17 protein-coding genes are annotated in these 18,710 nt (G+C 39.1%); 2 read left to right on the top strand and 15 right to left on the bottom strand.

The features are described 5' to 3' along the window. Positions 1-42: 42 nt before the first annotated feature. The 3 genes from SG0102_RS07800 to SG0102_RS07790 all read right to left on the bottom strand — a co-directional run bounded on the left by SG0102_RS07800 (position 43) and on the right by SG0102_RS07790 (position 4,087). Entirely contained in the window at positions 43-729 is a 687-nt protein-coding gene (locus tag SG0102_RS07800) for a DUF975 family protein (protein WP_125119419.1), read from the bottom strand. A gap of 180 nt (positions 730-909) precedes the next feature. Then, entirely contained in the window at positions 910-2,325 is a 1,416-nt protein-coding gene (purF, locus tag SG0102_RS07795; RefSeq protein ID WP_125119418.1) for an amidophosphoribosyltransferase, read from the bottom strand. A gap of 112 nt (positions 2,326-2,437) precedes the next feature. Further along, on the bottom strand, positions 2,438-4,087 hold the full coding sequence (locus tag SG0102_RS07790) for a GNAT family N-acetyltransferase (RefSeq protein ID WP_231999756.1): 1,650 nt from the start codon (positions 4,085-4,087) through the stop codon (positions 2,438-2,440). 323 nt (positions 4,088-4,410) lie between these two features. Here SG0102_RS07790 and sstT point away from each other — a divergent pair, with 323 nt between their 5' ends. Next, entirely contained in the window at positions 4,411-5,682 is a 1,272-nt protein-coding gene (gene sstT, locus SG0102_RS07785; RefSeq protein ID WP_197715026.1) for a serine/threonine transporter SstT, read from the top strand. Positions 5,683-5,705: 23 nt separating this feature from the next. Here the strand turns inward: sstT and SG0102_RS07780 are convergent, their stop codons facing one another. From SG0102_RS07780 to SG0102_RS07760, 5 genes are all read right to left on the bottom strand, one after another. Beyond that, positions 5,706-6,425: an SWIM zinc finger family protein gene (locus SG0102_RS07780; RefSeq protein WP_125119415.1), complete on the bottom strand. Its 720-nt coding sequence runs from the start codon at positions 6,423-6,425 to the stop codon at positions 5,706-5,708. A gap of 3 nt (positions 6,426-6,428) precedes the next feature. Continuing rightward, positions 6,429-8,999, bottom strand: a complete 2,571-nt coding sequence (locus SG0102_RS07775) for a DEAD/DEAH box helicase (RefSeq protein WP_231999754.1) — start codon at positions 8,997-8,999, stop codon at positions 6,429-6,431. A 107-nt stretch (positions 9,000-9,106) separates the two neighbouring features. Continuing rightward, positions 9,107-10,471 (bottom strand): PFL family protein, encoded by a 1,365-nt coding sequence (locus SG0102_RS07770; protein WP_125119414.1) that lies wholly within the window; start codon positions 10,469-10,471, stop codon positions 9,107-9,109. Between the two features lie 11 nt (positions 10,472-10,482). Further along, positions 10,483-10,755, bottom strand: a complete 273-nt coding sequence (locus SG0102_RS07765; RefSeq protein ID WP_125119413.1) for an ACT domain-containing protein — start codon at positions 10,753-10,755, stop codon at positions 10,483-10,485. Positions 10,756-10,890: 135 nt separating this feature from the next. After that, the gene (locus tag SG0102_RS07760; RefSeq protein WP_125119412.1) at positions 10,891-11,205 is read right to left on the bottom strand and encodes a PTS sugar transporter subunit IIB; all 315 of its coding nucleotides are present in this window, start codon (positions 11,203-11,205) and stop codon (positions 10,891-10,893) included. Positions 11,206-11,414: 209 nt separating this feature from the next. On the opposite strand from SG0102_RS07760, the gene SG0102_RS07755 reads away from it, so the two are divergent. Continuing rightward, positions 11,415-11,975, top strand: coding sequence for a metallophosphoesterase family protein (locus tag SG0102_RS07755; RefSeq protein ID WP_125119411.1), 561 nt, complete (start codon positions 11,415-11,417; stop codon positions 11,973-11,975). Positions 11,976-12,329: 354 nt separating this feature from the next. Here SG0102_RS07755 and SG0102_RS07750 read toward each other — a convergent pair whose 3' ends face one another. The 7 genes from SG0102_RS07750 to rsfS form a co-directional block, all read right to left on the bottom strand. Then, positions 12,330-13,274: a hypothetical protein gene (locus SG0102_RS07750; RefSeq protein ID WP_125119410.1), complete on the bottom strand. Its 945-nt coding sequence runs from the start codon at positions 13,272-13,274 to the stop codon at positions 12,330-12,332. Positions 13,275-13,691: 417 nt separating this feature from the next. Continuing rightward, positions 13,692-14,090, bottom strand: coding sequence for a DUF433 domain-containing protein (locus tag SG0102_RS07745; protein WP_125119409.1), 399 nt, complete (start codon positions 14,088-14,090; stop codon positions 13,692-13,694). A gap of 105 nt (positions 14,091-14,195) precedes the next feature. Further along, on the bottom strand, positions 14,196-14,561 hold the full coding sequence (locus SG0102_RS07740) for a helix-turn-helix domain-containing protein (RefSeq protein ID WP_125119408.1): 366 nt from the start codon (positions 14,559-14,561) through the stop codon (positions 14,196-14,198). A gap of 102 nt (positions 14,562-14,663) precedes the next feature. Then, positions 14,664-16,958: a U32 family peptidase gene (locus SG0102_RS07735; RefSeq protein ID WP_125119407.1), complete on the bottom strand. Its 2,295-nt coding sequence runs from the start codon at positions 16,956-16,958 to the stop codon at positions 14,664-14,666. A 2-nt stretch (positions 16,959-16,960) separates the two neighbouring features. After that, positions 16,961-17,650 carry a 5'-methylthioadenosine/adenosylhomocysteine nucleosidase gene (locus tag SG0102_RS07730; protein ID WP_125119406.1) on the bottom strand — a complete coding sequence of 230 codons (690 nt, stop codon included), beginning with the start codon at positions 17,648-17,650 and terminating at the stop codon, positions 16,961-16,963. Continuing rightward, the gene (locus SG0102_RS07725; RefSeq protein WP_125119405.1) at positions 17,651-18,364 is read right to left on the bottom strand and encodes a class I SAM-dependent DNA methyltransferase; all 714 of its coding nucleotides are present in this window, start codon (positions 18,362-18,364) and stop codon (positions 17,651-17,653) included. Then, a complete protein-coding gene (gene rsfS / locus SG0102_RS07720) occupies positions 18,361-18,708 on the bottom strand; it encodes a ribosome silencing factor (protein WP_125119404.1) in 348 nt (115 codons plus the stop codon). The genes SG0102_RS07725 and rsfS overlap by 4 nt, the downstream gene beginning before the upstream one ends. Positions 18,709-18,710 lie beyond the last annotated feature (2 nt).

Raw genomic sequence — 18,710 nt, 5'->3', positions numbered from 1 at the left:
AGGAAAAAGTACAGACCCAAAAAAAGCAGGAACACCTGCTTGTTAAGAAAGATCAGTATTTTGATTGTTAATGTTTACAAACGTATTGTCTTCTGGCAATTTAGTAAGTAATAAATAAAACTGTGTATACGTTAAATTAACATACGGAACAACATAGAAAATGTATAAAATACCAAAAGTTAAAGCGCCGAGGAAGTACCATAAGAAAAAGGAGAGCGTCAACACAAAGTAATCCCCAATATGACCGCTCATGATCCGCTTTGTTGTCGCAAAAGCTTCTTTTTGCGATAAACTGCTATCTTCCGCAAGTAAATAAGGAATCATGCTGTATTCAAAGGCTTTGTAAATGCCAGGAATAACAAGCAGTAAACTCCACAAAAGGATAAAAACAACTTCCATCAGCATGATTTTCACAACATTGAAATAATTATGATGAAACGCGTAAATGACATCTTCAAAACGGGCCTGTTCACCGCGTGAAATACGGATCATATAACGGTTCACACCAACCGTTAAAGGATTCACGACAAATACCCCTATTAACATTCCCACGATCGTACTATACGTCGCTAAGGCGATGCTGTTGTCATCGGTGAAGACTGCGCGGATGGTATTGGCCGAACCGCTGCCGCCGCCAAAAATCATTAATAAGACGCTTAAGCCGACCATGGGCCAGTAATGATTTCTTAAAACATCTTTGGCCTGTGCTTTTAAAACCTGTCTGTTCATAAAAAATAATCTCCCTTCTATTAGATCATCTTCATTATAGACATAGTTTTGAGACGAAATCAATCACATTTAGGTTAAAAGTATTCATTCTATAATATCATTAGTTATAAGTCATATAAAAGGGAGTAAACCGACAGATCAACCTATAAATGACCATTAAAAAAAGGGATTTCTCCCTTTCTACTTACGATCTTTATTGGCTTTATCAAATGAGTCATACAGTTTAGTGACATAATCACCGGTAAAGCATGAGCAGCATAACGCATCCCCATTTTCTCCGCGAACCGATTTACTTAAACCTTCGACAGAAATGAAGGCTAATGAATCTGCCTGGATATAATCACATAAGGCATCCACATCCATACGGTGAGAAATCAGTTCTTCAAGTGTTGATGTATCCACCCCATAGAAACATGGGAATTTGATCGCTGGTGAAGCAATGCGGACATGCACTTCGGTCGCTCCGGCTTCTTTTAATAAAGCGACGATTCGTTTAGACGTTGTCCCACGGACAATGGAGTCATCAACCATAACCACCCGTTTGCCCTGAACAATTGAATGCACTGCCGATAATTTCATCCGGACCCCTAATTCACGTAATTCCTGAGTTGGCTGAATGAAGGTACGGCCGACATATTTGTTTTTGATAAGACCCATTTCATAAGGAATGCCAGAAGCTTCAGCATAACCTGTAGCGGCAGATAATGATGAATCTGGTACCCCGATGACGACATCTGCCTCGGCTGGAGATTCTTCAAATAAGACCTTTCCAGCACGTTTTCTCGCCGCATGAACGTTAATACCTTCTAAGTTTGAGTCCGGGCGCGAGAAATAGATGTATTCCATCGCACATAAATGATCGGATACGTCTTTAGGTGATCTGGTATAGAAACAAGATTTGATTTCACCTTTACGGATACGGATCACTTCGCCTGGTAAAACATCACGGACAAATTTTGCACCAATGATATCAAAAGCGCAAGTTTCAGAAGCGAGTACATATGCCCCGCTTGGCAGCTGACCGATGGATAATGGACGTAAGCCATATTTATCACGCGCTGCATAAAGGCCGCTTTCTAATAACACTAAAAACGCAAAAGCGCCATCAAGTTCACGTAATGAAGCGCATAAGCGATCAATGAAATGGCCATAGTTACGTTTGATCAAGTGACCGAGTACTTCGGTATCACTCTGGGAATTAAAGATCGAACCCTGATCTTCGAGTTTTCTCTTTAAAACATTGGCATTGACGAGGTTGCCGTTATGGCAGATCCCCATATCACCATCAAGGGTTTTGAATAAGAAAGGCTGTACATTAAGAATACCACCTCCGCCGGCTGTCGAATAACGGACATGACCAATAGCTGCGTCACCTGCTAATTCGTCAATTTTATCAGCGCTAAAAACTTCCGTTACCAGACCTTCACCTTTATGAATATGCAGGTGATGTCTTTTGACACAAATACCAGCAGCTTCCTGACCACGATGCTGGAGAGCATGTAAGCCATAGTAAGTTAAGCGTGCTGCATTGGGATCACCATAGATACCAAATACACCACATTCTTCATGTAATTCTGCTAAATCATTACTAATCATGTAGTTTTGTCCCCCATTTTCAATTTCATTATATAGATGTCGCTTCATAAACACAAGTCATTCACGGATTTTTTATATTCCCGAAATAAAAATAGGACTTGTAAAAGTCCTATCAATATACTTCATTAACAAAATTATGAGGATCATGTTCATCCTGATTACACATCATAGCGTTGATCAGTTCACTTTTGCCTTCAATATCAGCCTGTTCATCGCTATCGATGATGACACGTTTATTATACGTATTCGCTAAATAAGTGAGAATATCTTTTAAAGCATCTTTGACATAAATAAATTCGGTAATATGTAATTCCTCTTCCGTTTCTTCATAAATCATATAACCAACCTGCTCATGATCTTTTGCGAAGGTCGCCATTTTTTGTTTAAAGGCAACGGTACGCGGAATGAGAAAATGTGCATAATAATCATCATCGCGCAAACGATATTCAGCGAAGTCTTGAACATAATCCTGATATAAGTCACTTAAATGATTAAACTCATAGATGACCTTAATGTCAGTCTCGCCGCGATAAGCACTTTTCTGCAGCTTAATGCGTTTTAGATAAGCTGTTTCCTTAAAGCCTAAAGACTTATAAATGTCAGGATGATATGCAGTTAAATAGAGGCGATCATTTGGATAGTCTTTAAGCAGATACTGGAATAATTTTTTCATGCAGCCCTGATGTTCAAACTTCCGATTGGTGGCTACTCCCATAATATAGTAGCTGTTTTCGTGATCTTTGATGGCCATATGTTCAATCGTAATGGCACAGACTAGCTGGTTATGGAAACGCATAATATAAGTCTGGGCATGAGGATAGACATGGGTAAAGTAGAAATCGGTTGACACTTCATCCTCATCTTCAAAACGATCTAACCATAAAGTTTTCACATCTTCCAAATCTTCACGATTGGCAATAGCCATTGAAGAGTCATTGATGAAAACACGTGATTTTTCAATCATCATACAGGGATGCAGCTGCATTTTAGCCTGACGTAAATTGTCTAAGCCCATATCCTCTTCACGGTTAACATACTGAAAGCCAGGAAATTCATGTTCCAAAAATTCTTTACAGATCGCGGGATAAAGACCACGGATATTTTTATCAGCTTTTTCAATATGCATTTGAATAGTGGAATGATTGAGCGGTGAGGCAATCGTAAAAGCTTTCAGTTCCCCATCAATAAAGATGCCTCCCATCTTAATATCTAAAAGATGATCACTAGAAAGCAGATAAAGAATTGCATAAACTTCTGATAATAAGGATTCTGAAGCTTCCTGATCATCTTCCCAGCGGGTTAAAGAATCTAAGATCAGGTTAAAATCACGATCAACGGATAAAGCGCGGTATTCATGATTTGGATAATCTTTGACAAAGTTTTTGTAGTGATTACGACGCTTCTGCATCTTTTTTCCAGATAACGTTTCTAACATTTGACGATCATAAATATAATCATCCTGATCACGTTCACGTTCAAACATAAAGTGATCGCCATAAATCTTCTTCATATTTTCAATAAAAGAAGGAACAGCAAAATCAATCATAAAATTAAAATGATTGTCTTTCGCATACTGAACCATATAATCGACGGCTTCTTTTAGATAATCCGGTGATGTAAAAGGCATGGCAAAATAGCGCGTTCCTTTAAAGTTGTGCAACATCACACAAAAATGCTCATGAATTTCATATTCAACATGATATTCATGATTCCACATCATCATATTCACAAAGTTCGAGTTGTAACCTTCGTAATTGGCCATTTCTAAATATGGCTTAATTTTTTCATAATCAGTGAGCTGTAATGGCTGCATAATATTTCTGAGCGATTCATACTTTTTCCTGTTTCATGCAATATGCTCAGAAGTTTCCTCCATTTCTATCACATAAAACTTACTATGACCATTATAGAGGAGAAACCGATTGACTGCAATTCATTTGACCATCAATATTTTTTCACTGATATGGAATTGTATTATTACAAAATATTTAAAATATTTTTCATTGAAATCGGAATATTACTTATGAATTTCCTTTGTATCTTCCCTTATTCATGGTATGATGGAACGGCGAAAGGAGAATTTCTGTGTTCATTATCAAAAAATACAACGAAACAAGCTTAGTTTTACGCATTATCATCGGCTTGATCTTAGGCATCGCTTGTGCCCTGCTCTTCCCGCAAGCGACCATGTTAACAACCTTAGGTAATTTATTTGTCGGCGCTTTACGGGCCATTGCCCCTTTACTTGTCTTTTTCCTAGTAGCCAGCGCGCTTTTAGCGGGCAATAGCCATTTAGATCGGCGCTTTACATCGGTCATTTTCTTTTATTTATTCTCAACGCTCATCGCCGCAGTCATTGCCGTTTTTGCGAGCACCCTTTTCCCCAAAAAAATTGTTTTAGCATCGGCTTATCAGGCCTCTAAAGCACCTAGCGGAATTAAAGAAATCGTTAATAGTTTATTAATGAATTTAGTCGATAACCCCGTTAATGCTTTAGTCAAAGCAAATTATATCGGAATTCTCTTCTGGGCGATTCTTACTGGCTTTGCCTTAAAAGCGGTCGCTAAAAAAGAGACCATTACAATTATGAATGATATTGCCAGCGGTCTTACCAAAATGGTGCAATGGATTATTAACTTAGCGCCCTTTGGCGTCATGGGCCTCGTCTACACATCTGTTTCTCAAAACGGTTTAGGTATTTTCTCTAAATATGGCTCTTTACTGCTTTTATTAATGGGCAGTATGATTTTTGTGGCTTTGGTCGTCAATCCGCTAATTGTCGGGATCGCGTTAAAACGTAATCCCTATCCATTAGTCTTCCGCTGTCTCAAAGAAAGCGGCATCACCGCCTTCTTTACCCGCAGCTCCGCAGCCAACATTCCCGTTAATATGGCCTTATGTGAACGTTTAGGTTTAGATCGTGACGTTTATGCTATTTCTATTCCTTTAGGGGCAACCATTAACATGAATGGCGCTGCCATCACCATTACGGTCATGACGCTCGCTACCGCGAATACTTTAGGTATTCATCTTAATATCGTCACCGCCATTGCCTTAAGCGTCCTCGCCGCTTTAGCAGCCTGCGGCTCTTCGGGGGTCACGGGCGGCTCATTATTACTGATTCCTTTAGCTTGCTCCTTATTTGGTATTCCTAATGCCATTGCCATGCAAGTTGTCGGCGTCGGTGTCATTTTAGGAGTTGTTCAGGATTCCATGGAAACCGCCCTCAATTCTTCAGGTGATGTCCTCTTTGCGGCGACCGCTGAATATCGTGATCGACTCAAAGCTGGCAAACCATTACCTGCATTTTTGAACCAGTCACTTTTCAGTCATAAAACTTACAAAGAAGAAGCTTAAAGAGCATGTTGTGCATGCTCTTTTTATTTGACATCTAATTGAAAAATATCTGAAATATCTTTATCATCAATCATTCGCTTCGTATGCACATGTGCATGCGAAAGCATTTGATCAACATGATTAACTAACGCTTCACTGACTAGAGAATTCACATCAATCCCTCTTAATTCAAAAAATAAGAAAGGATTCTCATCAAACATAGCGCCAATGCCATATAACACCGCAGCCACATGTTTACATAAACGGGCCCAATCGGGACAGCTGCAGTCAAAAGAGATTTGGCGCGGTCCGGGAAATAACCCCTCTTTATTAAGAAAGAGTTCCTGTAAATCTTCTGGAAAATCACCATTCATCAAGGCTTCGATATCAGTAATGCGCTTTTCGCAGACTTTCTTAATTTTATTAAGACGGGTCTGACTGATCGGCTGAATTTCAATCGTGACCTTATAGGGACGAACACGGCGACCTTGGACTAAGGCTTTAACAACCCCTTTTTTGATTTGTAAATCAATAACCGTACCGCCGCGAACATAACGTTTCCCGCGATCTAAACGCGAGGAATAATCAGCGTAACTTTCAATCGTATCACACCAGGCTTTGCCCCAGTAGCTTTTAGCGATGGTACGGCCCTGAATAACGACCGGATGCATGGCACGTCCTTTCTTCCCGGCTTTTTCCGTCGAAGCCTGGGCTTTTTTCTGTAATTCCAGCAGTGTCGGCTGGCTATAATGTACAAAACTCATCGCTTACACCTCCAACGTAAAGAGATCTACTAATTCCCGATCATCTAAATCGGTGATCCAGTTTTCTCCCGCAGAAGCGAGAATATCATTAGCCATCTTTTGCTTTTTCGCAATCATTTCATCAACCTTCTCTTCAATCGTGCCGGTGCAGACAAATTTATGGACAATCACTTTTTTAGTTTGACCAATACGGTAAGCACGGTCACTGGCCTGATTTTCTACTGCTGGATTCCACCAGCGGTCAAAATGAATGACATGGTTAGCGCCCGTTAAATTTAAGCCGGTACCCGCCGCTTTGACCGTTAAAACCATATATGGGATATAAGTTTCGCCATTAAAGGCTTCGACGTAAGCCTGACGTTTCTTCACTGGCGTAGAACCATTAATAATTAAGCCTTTCTTATGGAAGATTGATTCTAAATAATGGGATAATGGTTCACAAAGTTCTTTATATTGGGTAAATACCAAAACGCGTTCACGTTTTTCTAAAATAATCTCGCAGACATCTTTCAGCATCTCAAACTTTCCGCTATCGCTTGGTTTAAAAATTTCATCATGGGCAAACTGGTCCGGATGATTACAGATTTGTTTAAAGCGAGTAATGTATTTGAGGACCAGACCACGACGTTCTTTCGGCGGGACTTTCACAATTGTCTCTTTTAAATTGTCGACTTCCTGATTGTAGAGAGCAACCTGTTTTTTCGATAACTGGATATGATCGGTGACTTCCACTTTATCAGGGAGATCCTTAATAATGGATGAATCAGTTTTCAGACGCCGTAAAATAAATGGTGAGACCATCGCCCGCAGTTTCGAGATATTGCCAGGATCCTGAGCAAGTTCATTGGTGAAGGCTTTAAACTCATTGAGTGTTCCTAATAAACCTTTATTAAGGAAGTCAAAGAGGGACCATAAGTTGCTGTAATCATTTTCAATGGGTGTCCCGGTCATCGCAATACGCATCCGCGAAGAGAGCTTTTTAATACCTACACTCTGTTTTGTTTTCGGATTTTTAATAGCCTGGGCTTCATCCAAGATTAAAGCATCCCATTTTCTTTCACTTAACGCTGCAATCTTCGTTGCTAAACCATAAGTGGTAATCGTTAAGAATGGAATATGATCGACATAGTCTTTGATCACTTTAGCGCGAGAAGTATGTAAAATCGTAAAATCAAGATGTGGCGCAAATTTCTTTAATTCGCTCTCCCAGTTCCCAAGCAAGGAAGCTGGCACGATTAAAAGTGCATGAGCTTCTTGACTTTCTCGCATTTTTTCTAAAAAGCTAATAACCTGCAAAGTTTTTCCTAAGCCCATATCATCTGCTAAGCAGGCGCCAAAGCCAAAGGTATTCATCATCGATAACCATTTATAGCCCTGAACCTGATAAGGACGCAGCGTCGCCTGCAGATCATCAGGGACACTCATTTCCAACGTTTCCGGTTTACGCAATTGCGTTTTAAAAGAGCGCAGCCACTCACCATTGGTAATCTGGATCTCTTCCCCGCTTTCATCAGTTAAAAAAGAAGAGGTCAGCGCTTCTTTTAAGCTCATCGTACCATCATAATGTTCCAGTTCTTCTAACAATTCTTCTAACCTTTTATGATTGACTTCCACCCAGTTGCCATTGAGATATGTTAAACCTTCCTCCTGTTTGAGTAAGGCCTGAATCTCTGCTTTCGTCAAAGTATGCCCATTCACTTCTAAAGAAGGCTTGACATTTAATAAAGAGTCTAAGCCCATTAAGGAAGGTTCCTTCTCCCCTAACTTTAAACTTAAGCCAATCGAAGACTGCTTGCGTTTCCACCAGTTTGGCACGCGACATTTGATGCCGCATGATTCAATGACAGGGACCTGTTTCAATAATGCATAGGCCTCTTTTACCGTTAAGCGAATCGGATGAAAGAGTTCCCCGCTATCCATCAGATCACGGATTTCTTTTACCTTTGATGAGGCTTTGTTTAATGATGATAATAAGGCAATTAACTGTCCCTGATCCTTCTTATACTGGGTTAATGCAGCTTCTAAAGGACGATGACGAATTCGTCCCTGAGCATCTTTCGTCGCATAAGTTGCCATAAAGGCAAAAGGATATTCTTCATTATAAAGATAGTCAACAAGATGGAAATAGATCCGTTTCGCAACTTTTAAGTCCTGCATTTTTTCTTCAAAGTATAAGGATACCGGTCCATTGAAATCTTTTAATTCATCATGAAAGACCTGATTCAAAGCTTTCATATTCAGACGCAGCCATTTTTCGTTAATAAATTCCGAGCCAATCGCAAAAGGCACCTGCGATAGTAAATGATCAATTATATCTTCATCCAGCTCAATTTTTGTCTCTTCGCGTGCTACCTCAATTTCACTTTGCCGGGAGATCGTATCGACAAAAGCTTTCGCCACGCTGGTAAGAAAACGTCCTGTTGGCGTATCAATTTCATTTTGGAACGCTAACGCGTAAAGCGAGGCATACTTATCACTTTGAAAGCGTTCCATCAGTGCTAAATCCCCTTTGTTTTTCACATTAAGGTCATCGACCTGAAAACTTTCGGGCGTAAAAATAAAATGTAAATGCAATCTATTCACCTTCTTTTCTTCATTTTAACACAAAGAGATTCTCTTATTATAAATAAATATCAAAAGCATATAAAAAAGAGTAAAGCCTGAGCCTTACTCTTAAGAGATTAGTTTTTAAAACTATGGATTGGCGCTGGAATACGGCCACCGCGATTAACGAATTCATCACAGCTAAAGTTATTGACCGGCATAATTGGCGCATAGCCAAGTAAACCGCCAAATTCAACAGTATCCCCAACACCTTTGCCAATAACAGGAATGACACGGACCGCGGTCGTCTTCGCATTAATCATCCCAATGGCCATTTCATCAGCGATAATACCAGAGATCGTCGTAGCTTTGGTATCACCTGGAATGGCGATCATGTCTAAGCCCACGGAGCAGACGCAAGTCATCGCTTCCAGTTTTTCGATCGTTAAGCATCCGGCTTCAACCGCATCAATCATACCCTGATCTTCAGAAACAGGAATAAACGCGCCCGAGAGACCGCCGACATAAGATGACGCCATGACGCCGCCTTTTTTAACCTGGTCATTTAAAATAGCTAAAGCCGCCGTAGTACCAGGGGCACCTGTTCTTTCTAAGCCCATGCCTTCAAGACAGTCAGCGATTGAATCGCCAACAGCTGGCGTTGGTGCTAACGATAAATCGATAATACCAAATGGAATCCCTAAAGCCTTGCTGGCTTCTTTTGCGACTAACTGACCCACACGGGTAATTTTAAAAGCCGTCTTTTTGATGATCTCGCATAATTCACCAAAATCTTTGCCTTTCGCCTGTTTGATCGCTTCGTTCATAACGCCCGGACCAGAAACACCGACATTGATAATGGCATCAGCTTCACTGACGCCATGGAAAGCTCCCGCCATAAATGGGTTATCATCAGGTGCATTACAGAAAATAACTAACTTAGCGCAGCCAATGGAATCATTTTCTTTCGTGAGTTCAGCAGTATCTTTCACGATTTCCCCTAATAATTTCACCGCATCCATATTAATACCAGTTTTCGTCGAACCAACATTGACAGATGAACATACAAGTTCTGTTTCTTTCATTGCCTGCGGAATTGACTCGATAAGTAATTTTTCAGCCGGTGTCATGCCTTTCGATACGATCGCTGAATAACCGCCAATAAAATTGACACCTAATTCATGGGCGCAGCGGTCTAACGTCTTCGCAATCTTCACAAAATCATCAGTTGTCTTGCAGGCCGAAGCCCCAACCGTCCCAATTGGTGTCACGGAAATACGTTTATTGACAATTGGAATGCCATATTTCTTTTCAATAGCCTGAGCGGTCGGCACATGATTTTTCGCAATCCGTATAATTTTATTGTAAATATTGTCACAGAGAACATCAACGTTACTATCAATACAATCTAATAAGCTGATCCCGATCGTGATCGTACGAACATCTAAGTTCTCCTGTTCAATCATTTTGTTTGTTTCTGAAACTTCTAAAATATTAATCATAGGCCCTCCCCTTAAATACGGTGCATCATATCAAAGATTTCTTCATGCTGAAGTTTGATGGTTACGCCGATTTCCTGACCTAAAGCATCTAATTCTTCGACTAATGTTGCAAATGGTGATGAAGCGTTTGACGCGTCCACGATCATCATCATATTAAAGTAGCCTTGTAAAATGGTCTGAGAAATATCGAGGATATTAACGCTATGATCTGCTAAATAAGCACAGACTTTCGCAATAATACCAACCTGATCTTTACCAACAACAGTAATAATACATTTTTCCATGTATCTTGTACCCCCTTATTAATTACGCTCATTATAGCAAACGACTATCGGAAAGAAAAGAGAAAAAGATGTTTTATAAAATATGATTTTATACAAAAAAGAAGGTGAAGATTTCGCCTTCACCTATCATTTCTATTATTTTAACATGTCTAACGCTTTTGCTAAAACAGCTTTACCGTTCATTGTGCCATAATCTCTCATATCGATGACATCAACTGGAATGACGCCGCCTTTACGAGAAGCAGCTAATTTTTCGATTGAAGCTTTCTGGAAACGAACCTGTGGGCCTAATAAGATACAATCTACTTCTTCTAATACTCTTGGTGCATCAGAGAAAGGTAAAGCAAAGATTTTGCATTCAACACCCTGTTCCTTAGCAGCAGCTTCCATTTTAGTGACTAATAAGCTTGTTGACATACCAGCTGAACAAACTAATAAAATTGTTTTCATATGATCTATTACTCCTTTTCTTATCTTATAGTTTTATTTTACCAACTTTGTAAACTTATGTAAACACTTACCTTGTGAATATTTATATTTCAAGTAAACGCAATTATCAATTTTAAGGCTATTCATCATGAGAACTCTCTACTTAGTAAAAATGAAAATTTTCATTTTTACTATAACTTATGCTATACTGATAGTAAAGGAGGCCATTTATGAAATATCTTATTGTCAGTGATCCCCATATGGAAAATACCATTCTCCAAAATATTATCAGCCACGAACAAGATCATGTCGATACAATGTTTTGTTTAGGTGATACAAGCCTGAAAGCAAGCGATCCTTTGTTAGCGCCTTTCCGTCTCGTCGTTCGCGGCAATCATGACTATGATGATCACTTCCCTTATACTATTACTTATAATCAAATTTTATTAGCTCATGGTCATACGTATAAAGTCTACTATGGTTATGATATGCTTTTAAAGGCTGCCAAAGAAAATCATTGCCAGATTGTCTTACATGGGCATACCCATGTCCCAACCCATCAGATCATTGAAGGCATTCACTTCATTAATCCTGGCTCTGTTATGATCAATCGCGGCAGTTATGGCTTTGGCACCTATGCCATTTTAGAAACCAATCCTTTCGCTATTCATTTCTACCACCACACCACCTTTGAAGAAGTGAAACCGGAAATCTTAGAAGAAGGTCTGCAGACCTTAGAAGAGTTCAAAAAACTTACGAGCGCTTTTGAAGCACATAAACTAACTCGCTAAACACAAGCGTTCCTGACTTATTCTAATGAATGATCTGAACACCCTATTTATCAATAATCGCATGATTGATCTAATAATCAGCTTTTCTCCCTACCACTACGAATATCTAAGTAAGATGGATTTCGCTAGTTGGATCCAAGCCATACAAAAAGACCTGCTGGGGAGGCAGGTCTTCATGATGTCTTATTATTATGATTGACATCTTTGTTTACATTTTAGGGAAGGGAAATTTATATGTTTGCTTGTTTGTTGTCAGTCTCCTGACAAGGACTACTATACCGATCTTATGTGAAGTGAAAATGAACACCTCATTTTTTTTACAAACAACTCACCTTTAAGGTCAGTCCTATATGTTTATGATCCTGCATTCATCTTAATCTTCAGTTTTTCAAATTCCTGTCGCATTTTTTCGACTTCCGTTGATGTTAATTCTGGAAAAGCTTTAAGCACCTCTTTATCACTTTTACCATCTGCAAATAAAGTAAAGATTACATAGCTTTCTTCTCGTACTTCTTTTTTAATATCACCTCTCATACTTTCAAAAATACCTTTACTCCAATATTCCATAGTCTTCATCTCCTGTTCTTCATCTTTTTCTAATGTGAATCCTCTTTCTTTCAGTATAGCACCTTTCTTTTCGTAATCAATTGTAGTGGAAAAAATCGTGGATAAAATCGCAATAACATCCGTCTTTGCACTTCTGATTTCCTTTTCACGCTCTTTTCTGATGTCGTAAAGGTTAAGCAAAATAATGGTGGGACACGCCTTCATAGCTTCTCTAGGGTAATAGATATCATGAACGCGATCATAAAGATGTGACGGATTGACTAAAATGGTCCCTTCTTCACGTTTAGTGGGAGCCATATTAACCCAGATCACGATCACCTTCGCCAATGCGTTCTCCACAAAATGTGTTTTCGCTAAGATTGACGTGATATACTGCGTTGAACGAATTTCTACGAATCGTTCTTTGGTGCTTTGCAGTTCTACATCTACAAACATCTTCGGTTTCTCTTTTCGATTGATGACGTAAAGTAAATCAAGAATCCGTTTTTGATCATTATGATCAAGTTCTGGATTCCCCTCTCTGATCATCGTACTGAAGTTTTCTAAGCCCTCTTTCACTGGTTTTAATAAAGCCGTTAATGCCTCATCGCTCATGTCTTTGAATTCATCAATCAACGCGCGAAAGATCAGCATCAGAATATTCACGCTATGAAGAATTCTTTTCGCATTGAGATCCAGATAAGCATATTCTGGAAGGTTATTTTCTTCTAATTTTGTCTTTTCATTTGACATAGAATTCCTCCTTTTCATTAGATAACGAATAAGTGTTCATCATGATTTATTCACCTCACTTTCAATGATGAAGCTTTTTCTTTATCTATATACTTAAAGACTTTTAACCCTGCAAATCTCACAAAAATCCGACAAAAAAATGAAGAAATTTTATATAAAAGAGGCTTATTCCATTCAATTTAGACAAAGCCATGGCAAATGACTAAAAAGACCTGCTGGGGAGGCAGGTCTTCATGATGTCTTATTATTATGATTGACATCTTTGTTTACACTTTAGGGAAGGGAAATTTATATGTTTGCTTGTGTCAGTCTCCTGACATGATTTACTATACATATCTTATGTGAAGTGAAAATGAACACATCATTTTTTTACAGAGAACTCACCCTTAAGGCGAGTCCCATCGATCATGATTTCATTTAATTTCCGGAAAGCTGATGGTCTTCTTCATAACTTTCACGGGCATCTTTCACAAATTCAGCGGTGACATCAGGAAGAGCCTTAAGAATCTCTTCATCACTCATGCCTTTCGCTAACAGATGATTCACTTTCTTAAATAACATTACGCCTTCTAAACGGCCTTCTTCACGTACTTCTCTTTTGACCTCTTCTGCAATATCATCTCTCTTGCTTTCAAAAATACCTTTACTCCAAGATTCCATATCTTTCATCTCCTGTTCATCTTTTTCATTGAATGTAAATTCTCTTTCTTTCAGTATAGCAACATTCTTTTTGTGATCAGCCATTGTTGAAAAAGTTGTGGATAAAACCGCAATGACAAGTCTGACTTTCCATTTTGATGATTTCTTTACGGCCATTTCTGATCCTTATGCAAAGAAAATCATTTCAATAAATGACAATGTTTCCTAAAACAAAAAAAGGTATTGGCACAACACACAAAGTGCTATGCTGAATACCTTTTCTTAAATACCTTCATTTTTTGAAGATGCTTTATTATTGGATTCTTTTTCTTCCAGACGTTTACGTTTATATTCAATAATAAACATAACTTCCTTCAGATCATCATCTGGTAATTCCGATAATAATCTTGCAATATTCGCAATATTATAATAATCGTATTTCTTACCAGACATAATTTCTTCGACGCTTCGTCCATACAAATGTGAAAGAATTCTTAATTCGCCAACCGTGACATCACGTTTCCCATTTTCGATATCAGAGATTGCAGAATGGGGAACATTCAAATGGGCAGCCACTTCTTTCTGAGTTAAATGTTTGAAATTACGATATGCTTTTAATCTTTGTGCTAAATCTAAATCCAATGACATGGTATCACTCCCTTGATTCAAATTATAACATAGACAAACCTAAGAATCAATTTAGGAAAAGCAAAAATATAAAAGAAATTTATGCGTGAATATCGAAAATCACTATTTCAGGTAACCTTTTGTCGTTAAAATCGGCTGATTATTCCCATCAGCGAGCGCTTTTTCCGCTTCAATCTGTCTCATTAAAGCTAATGGATTCTTTTCATCATAAAACATCACAAAAGCAGAAAACGGATACCGCTGATGATGTCGAATATAAAGCGGCACGTTATGAAGAATATGATTGCGACAGTATGCATCTGTAAAGACTTTAAAGCCCACCTGCTTGCGGTCTACCAGCTCATATGTATGGCCTTTACACTTATTACAATGGGGAATCTTCTTGTGATGGTAATACTGTGAAACGACGCAGTGTTCTAAGACCATATTTTCAATATAACCATACACTGGCAAAATCATTTCATGAGATACCTGTTTCATCATTTCTAACGCCGACGCATCACATTCATAAGAAATAATGGCGCTTTGATCAAAACTATTGGCACTATAATGATTAAAGATATTCATGCCTGGTCCTAAGATCACATCGCGACCTTGAAATAATTCTAAAGTGCCATAATCATTAACGATCACTCGTGAGACATCCTGCAGATGTTTTTGTAAATCATTGATTTCCTGATCATAGAGAATACGTGGTAAATACACCCCCGCAACATGGTGATGTTTCGCAAATAGCGCTAATGCATCCTCGATATATTCATCATAGTAATAATAGAGATACTCATAATGATCCATTAACGCTTCTAGCTGCGCTAATGTATGTACTGTAATAATCATTCGTTTTTCATAAGGCTGCATGATCGGTGCTGGTAAGGTTAAAGTCTTACCTGAACGTTGAACATTCATCAGCGCTTGGTCCATTTTTGTCGTGACTTCACGTCTTAAGGCATTTAAAGACGATACTTTCATAGCCACATCTTCATTACGATAAATCGTGATGTCTCCTGGTTTATACACAGTAGCGCCTAATTTGCCAAGCTGCGCTTTGATCCGCTCATCTGTTAATGGTTTCACGTGATGATAGTTTTCTTCTAGCGAAGCTTCTACGCTCAATCCATCACAGCGTCCTACTAGCGTTAATGGCGCGCCTTCATAAGCATAGAGCTCCAAATCTAAGATACGGTATGAGCGTGGCTGATGAATCAATGTATCTAATGATTTGATCAGCTTTGTAGAAACCGTTTTGCGCACTTCACCATGATCACAATAGGTATCAAATTCAATATCGACATCTTCACCTGGCAGCGCCTGATTCACTAACTTACCGCGCTGATACATTTTATTGACGGGACGTCCGGCATCAATGGCCGTTAATAAAATGGAATCCCCCTGATTAAGTTCATGTGTTAAATGTAAGCGAACGGTGCGATGCTTTTTCGAATAACCCATTACTTCTCCAAGCGGCATGCCACGATTGCCAGGAAAATCCCCATCGACAAGTTTATAATCAGAAAAAGCATAGCCATGGGTATACTGGCGATTAAACATCTGTTTCATATCATTGACATCTTCTTTAGTATAATCAGGTGTCTGATCATAAACATAATCAATCGCTTTGCGGTAACCTTTGACAATTGCTGCAACATACTCTGGCTTTTTCATACGCCCTTCTAATTTAATGGAAGTGACACCTGCTTCGATAAAGTCCTGCATATGATCAATGGTGCAGAGATCACGAGGAGAAATCAGATAAACCGGCTCTTTATTTAACGTCTGACCATCTTCTTTTAAGGTATAAGGCAGACGGCAAGGCTGCGCGCATGCGCCGCGGTTACCGGAACGTTTGCCAATCATTGAGCTCATGAGACACTGCCCGCTGTAAGCGACGCAGATCGCCCCATGGGCGAAAACTTCTACTTCTAAAGGGCTGTTTTCACAAATATGCCGGATATTTTCAAGTGGCGTTTCACGAGCTAAGACGACGCGTGTCACACCGAGCTTTTCAAAATAACGCACTGCCGCTAAAGATGTTAGCGACATTTGGGTAGAGACATGCACTTCAAAATCAGGATAATACTGTCTCACCAGCTTTAATAAGCCGATATCCTGAATAAGGATGGCATCCACGCCAATCGTATAAAGATAATCGATATAATCTAATAACTGCTCATATTCTTCATCTTTATAAAGAATATTACAAGTGACATGGATTTTGACATCACGTAAATGTGCGTAGGCAACCGCTTCCTTTAATTCTTCGCGATTAAAGTTTTTCGCATAGGCCCGGGCACTAAAGGCATTTCCGCCCAAATAAATGGCATTAGCACCGCTAGCGATGGCTGCTTTTAAAGAGGCCATATCACCAGCTGGTGCTAATAATTCGAGTTTCTTTTTCATTTTTATAACTGCTGCGCTAAGCTATAGCACATCGTAGCGGAGACAGCAGCCGCTTTTTTTAGATATTCATCAAACTGAATGGCATTATTACCTTTGTTGTAAATATCACTAAGTCCTCTGGTAATAATAAAAGGAATCTTAAAGACGGTGCAGACCTGCGCAACGGAAGCTGCTTCCATTTCAGCACACATGGCTTCCGGGAAATGGCTTAAGATCTTTTCAACCTGTGCTTTAGTATGAATAAAAGCATCACCAGAAGCGATTAAGCCGGTATAAGCACGGGCTTTATTCTGATCTAAGATCTGTTTGCATAAACGCACCATTTCATGATCCGCTTCAAAACCAACACCAAAGCCTGGCACTTCGCCATAAGCGCGGCCAAAGCCCGTTAAATCAAAGTCGTGATGAACGACTTTTTCAGAAATGACAATATCACCGACTTCTTCTTCCTGTGATAAACCGCCCGCTGTCCCAATATTAACGACATGATCAATATCAAAATCACGCACTAATAAAGTGGCAGAAATAGTCGCATTGACTTTGCCAATGCCGCCCTGAACAACAACGGTCTCTTTCTGACCTAATTTTCCTTTATAGAATTTATAACCTGAATCTTCTTTTTCTTCTTCAACGTCCATAAGTTTTAATAACTCATTGACTTCTTCGGGCATTGCCCCAATAATTCCTAACATTTAATCCTCCCTCATGCAGACAAAAATCAGGCGTTCACATGTTTCCTGATAAACTCCAAAATCACTGTAGACCGCGATCTTGGTAAAGCCTGCTTCTTTTAATAACAGCTCATAAGTTTCTTTTGAGAAACTGCGCTGATGGTGGATTTCATCAACGCGCTCTTTATTTTCTAAGTCTTCAATAATGACATGATGGACAAGATCGCCATGACCATCAGATTTGACATCCCAATGGAAGTAAAAATCATCATCACGGTTTTCTTCACAGTAATCTTTTAAGATGACATTACACTTATAAAGGGAATTGACATCAAAAACGAATGCCCCACCCTTTTTTAAGGAACGATAAGCGCTGGCAAAAACCTTTTTGACGCCATCAATAGTCGTAATATAGTTTAAAGAATCGCAGAAACAAAGCACGGCATCCATTTTTCCATCGATTTCAAAGTCGCACATATCCATGCGAAACATTGGTAATTTGACACCTTTCATTTCTGCTTTTTCCGCCATTACCTCTAACATATCGTCACTTAAATCCGTCGCGATGATTTTCTTGCCTTCATCTAACAGACGAAAAGTCATCTCACCCGTACCACAGCCTAGCTCAATGGCATTTTGAAACGATACATGCTGATCTAAAAAGGCCATGTAATCTTCATAAAACTGTGGATCCATCAATGAATCATAGTAATAGGCAAATTCCTGATAACTCATTTCTTTAAATACTGGTCTACATCAATACGTGGCATATCGCCCCATAATTTTTCTAAGTTGTAGGCATCTCTTTCTTCAGATTCAAAGATATGGCAAACAATATCACCGCAGTCAATGAGAATCCATTTAGAATCTCTTAAACCTTCTTTCGCGTTGATAGTAAAGCCGTTTTCAGCTAAAGCATCTTCGACATTTTGGCTGATGGCCTGCATTAAACGAGCATTTGACGCAGTACATAAGACAAAAGTGTCAAATAACGGACTCGCGCCACGCATATCAATGGCCACGATATGAGAAGCTAACTTGTCATCCATGGCTTTCACAATACATTCTAATTTTTCCATAA

Source organism: Intestinibaculum porci, from assembly GCF_003925875.1.
In the GTDB taxonomy this organism is placed as follows: Bacteria; Bacillota_I; Bacilli_A; order Erysipelotrichales; family Coprobacillaceae; genus Intestinibaculum; species Intestinibaculum porci.
This window is presented reverse-complemented; position numbering and strand designations above follow the sequence as displayed.

Bases quoted from the DNA above. Each gene is read 5' to 3' on its own strand.
- SG0102_RS07800 (WP_125119419.1), bottom strand. From the start codon at position 729: ATGAACAGACAGGTTTTAAAAGCACAGGCCAAAGATGTTTTAAGAAAT.
- purF (WP_125119418.1), bottom strand. From the start codon at position 2,325: ATGATTAGTAATGATTTAGCAGAATTACATGAAGAATGTGGTGTATTT.
- SG0102_RS07790 (WP_231999756.1), bottom strand. From the start codon at position 4,087: ATGGCCAATTACGAAGGTTACAACTCGAACTTTGTGAATATGATGATG.
- SG0102_RS07780 (WP_125119415.1), bottom strand. From the start codon at position 6,425: ATGAGTTTTGTACATTATAGCCAGCCGACACTGCTGGAATTACAGAAA.
- SG0102_RS07770 (WP_125119414.1), bottom strand. From the start codon at position 10,471: ATGATTAATATTTTAGAAGTTTCAGAAACAAACAAAATGATTGAACAG.
- SG0102_RS07765 (WP_125119413.1), bottom strand. From the start codon at position 10,755: ATGGAAAAATGTATTATTACTGTTGTTGGTAAAGATCAGGTTGGTATT.
- SG0102_RS07760 (WP_125119412.1), bottom strand. From the start codon at position 11,205: ATGAAAACAATTTTATTAGTTTGTTCAGCTGGTATGTCAACAAGCTTA.
- SG0102_RS07755 (WP_125119411.1), top strand. From the start codon at position 11,415: ATGAAATATCTTATTGTCAGTGATCCCCATATGGAAAATACCATTCTC.
- SG0102_RS07750 (WP_125119410.1), bottom strand. From the start codon at position 13,274: ATGTCAAATGAAAAGACAAAATTAGAAGAAAATAACCTTCCAGAATAT.
- SG0102_RS07745 (WP_125119409.1), bottom strand. From the start codon at position 14,090: ATGGCCGTAAAGAAATCATCAAAATGGAAAGTCAGACTTGTCATTGCG.
- SG0102_RS07740 (WP_125119408.1), bottom strand. From the start codon at position 14,561: ATGTCATTGGATTTAGATTTAGCACAAAGATTAAAAGCATATCGTAAT.
- SG0102_RS07735 (WP_125119407.1), bottom strand. From the start codon at position 16,958: ATGAAAAAGAAACTCGAATTATTAGCACCAGCTGGTGATATGGCCTCT.
- SG0102_RS07730 (WP_125119406.1), bottom strand. From the start codon at position 17,650: ATGTTAGGAATTATTGGGGCAATGCCCGAAGAAGTCAATGAGTTATTA.
- SG0102_RS07725 (WP_125119405.1), bottom strand. From the start codon at position 18,364: ATGAGTTATCAGGAATTTGCCTATTACTATGATTCATTGATGGATCCA.
- rsfS (WP_125119404.1), bottom strand. From the start codon at position 18,708: ATGGAAAAATTAGAATGTATTGTGAAAGCCATGGATGACAAGTTAGCT.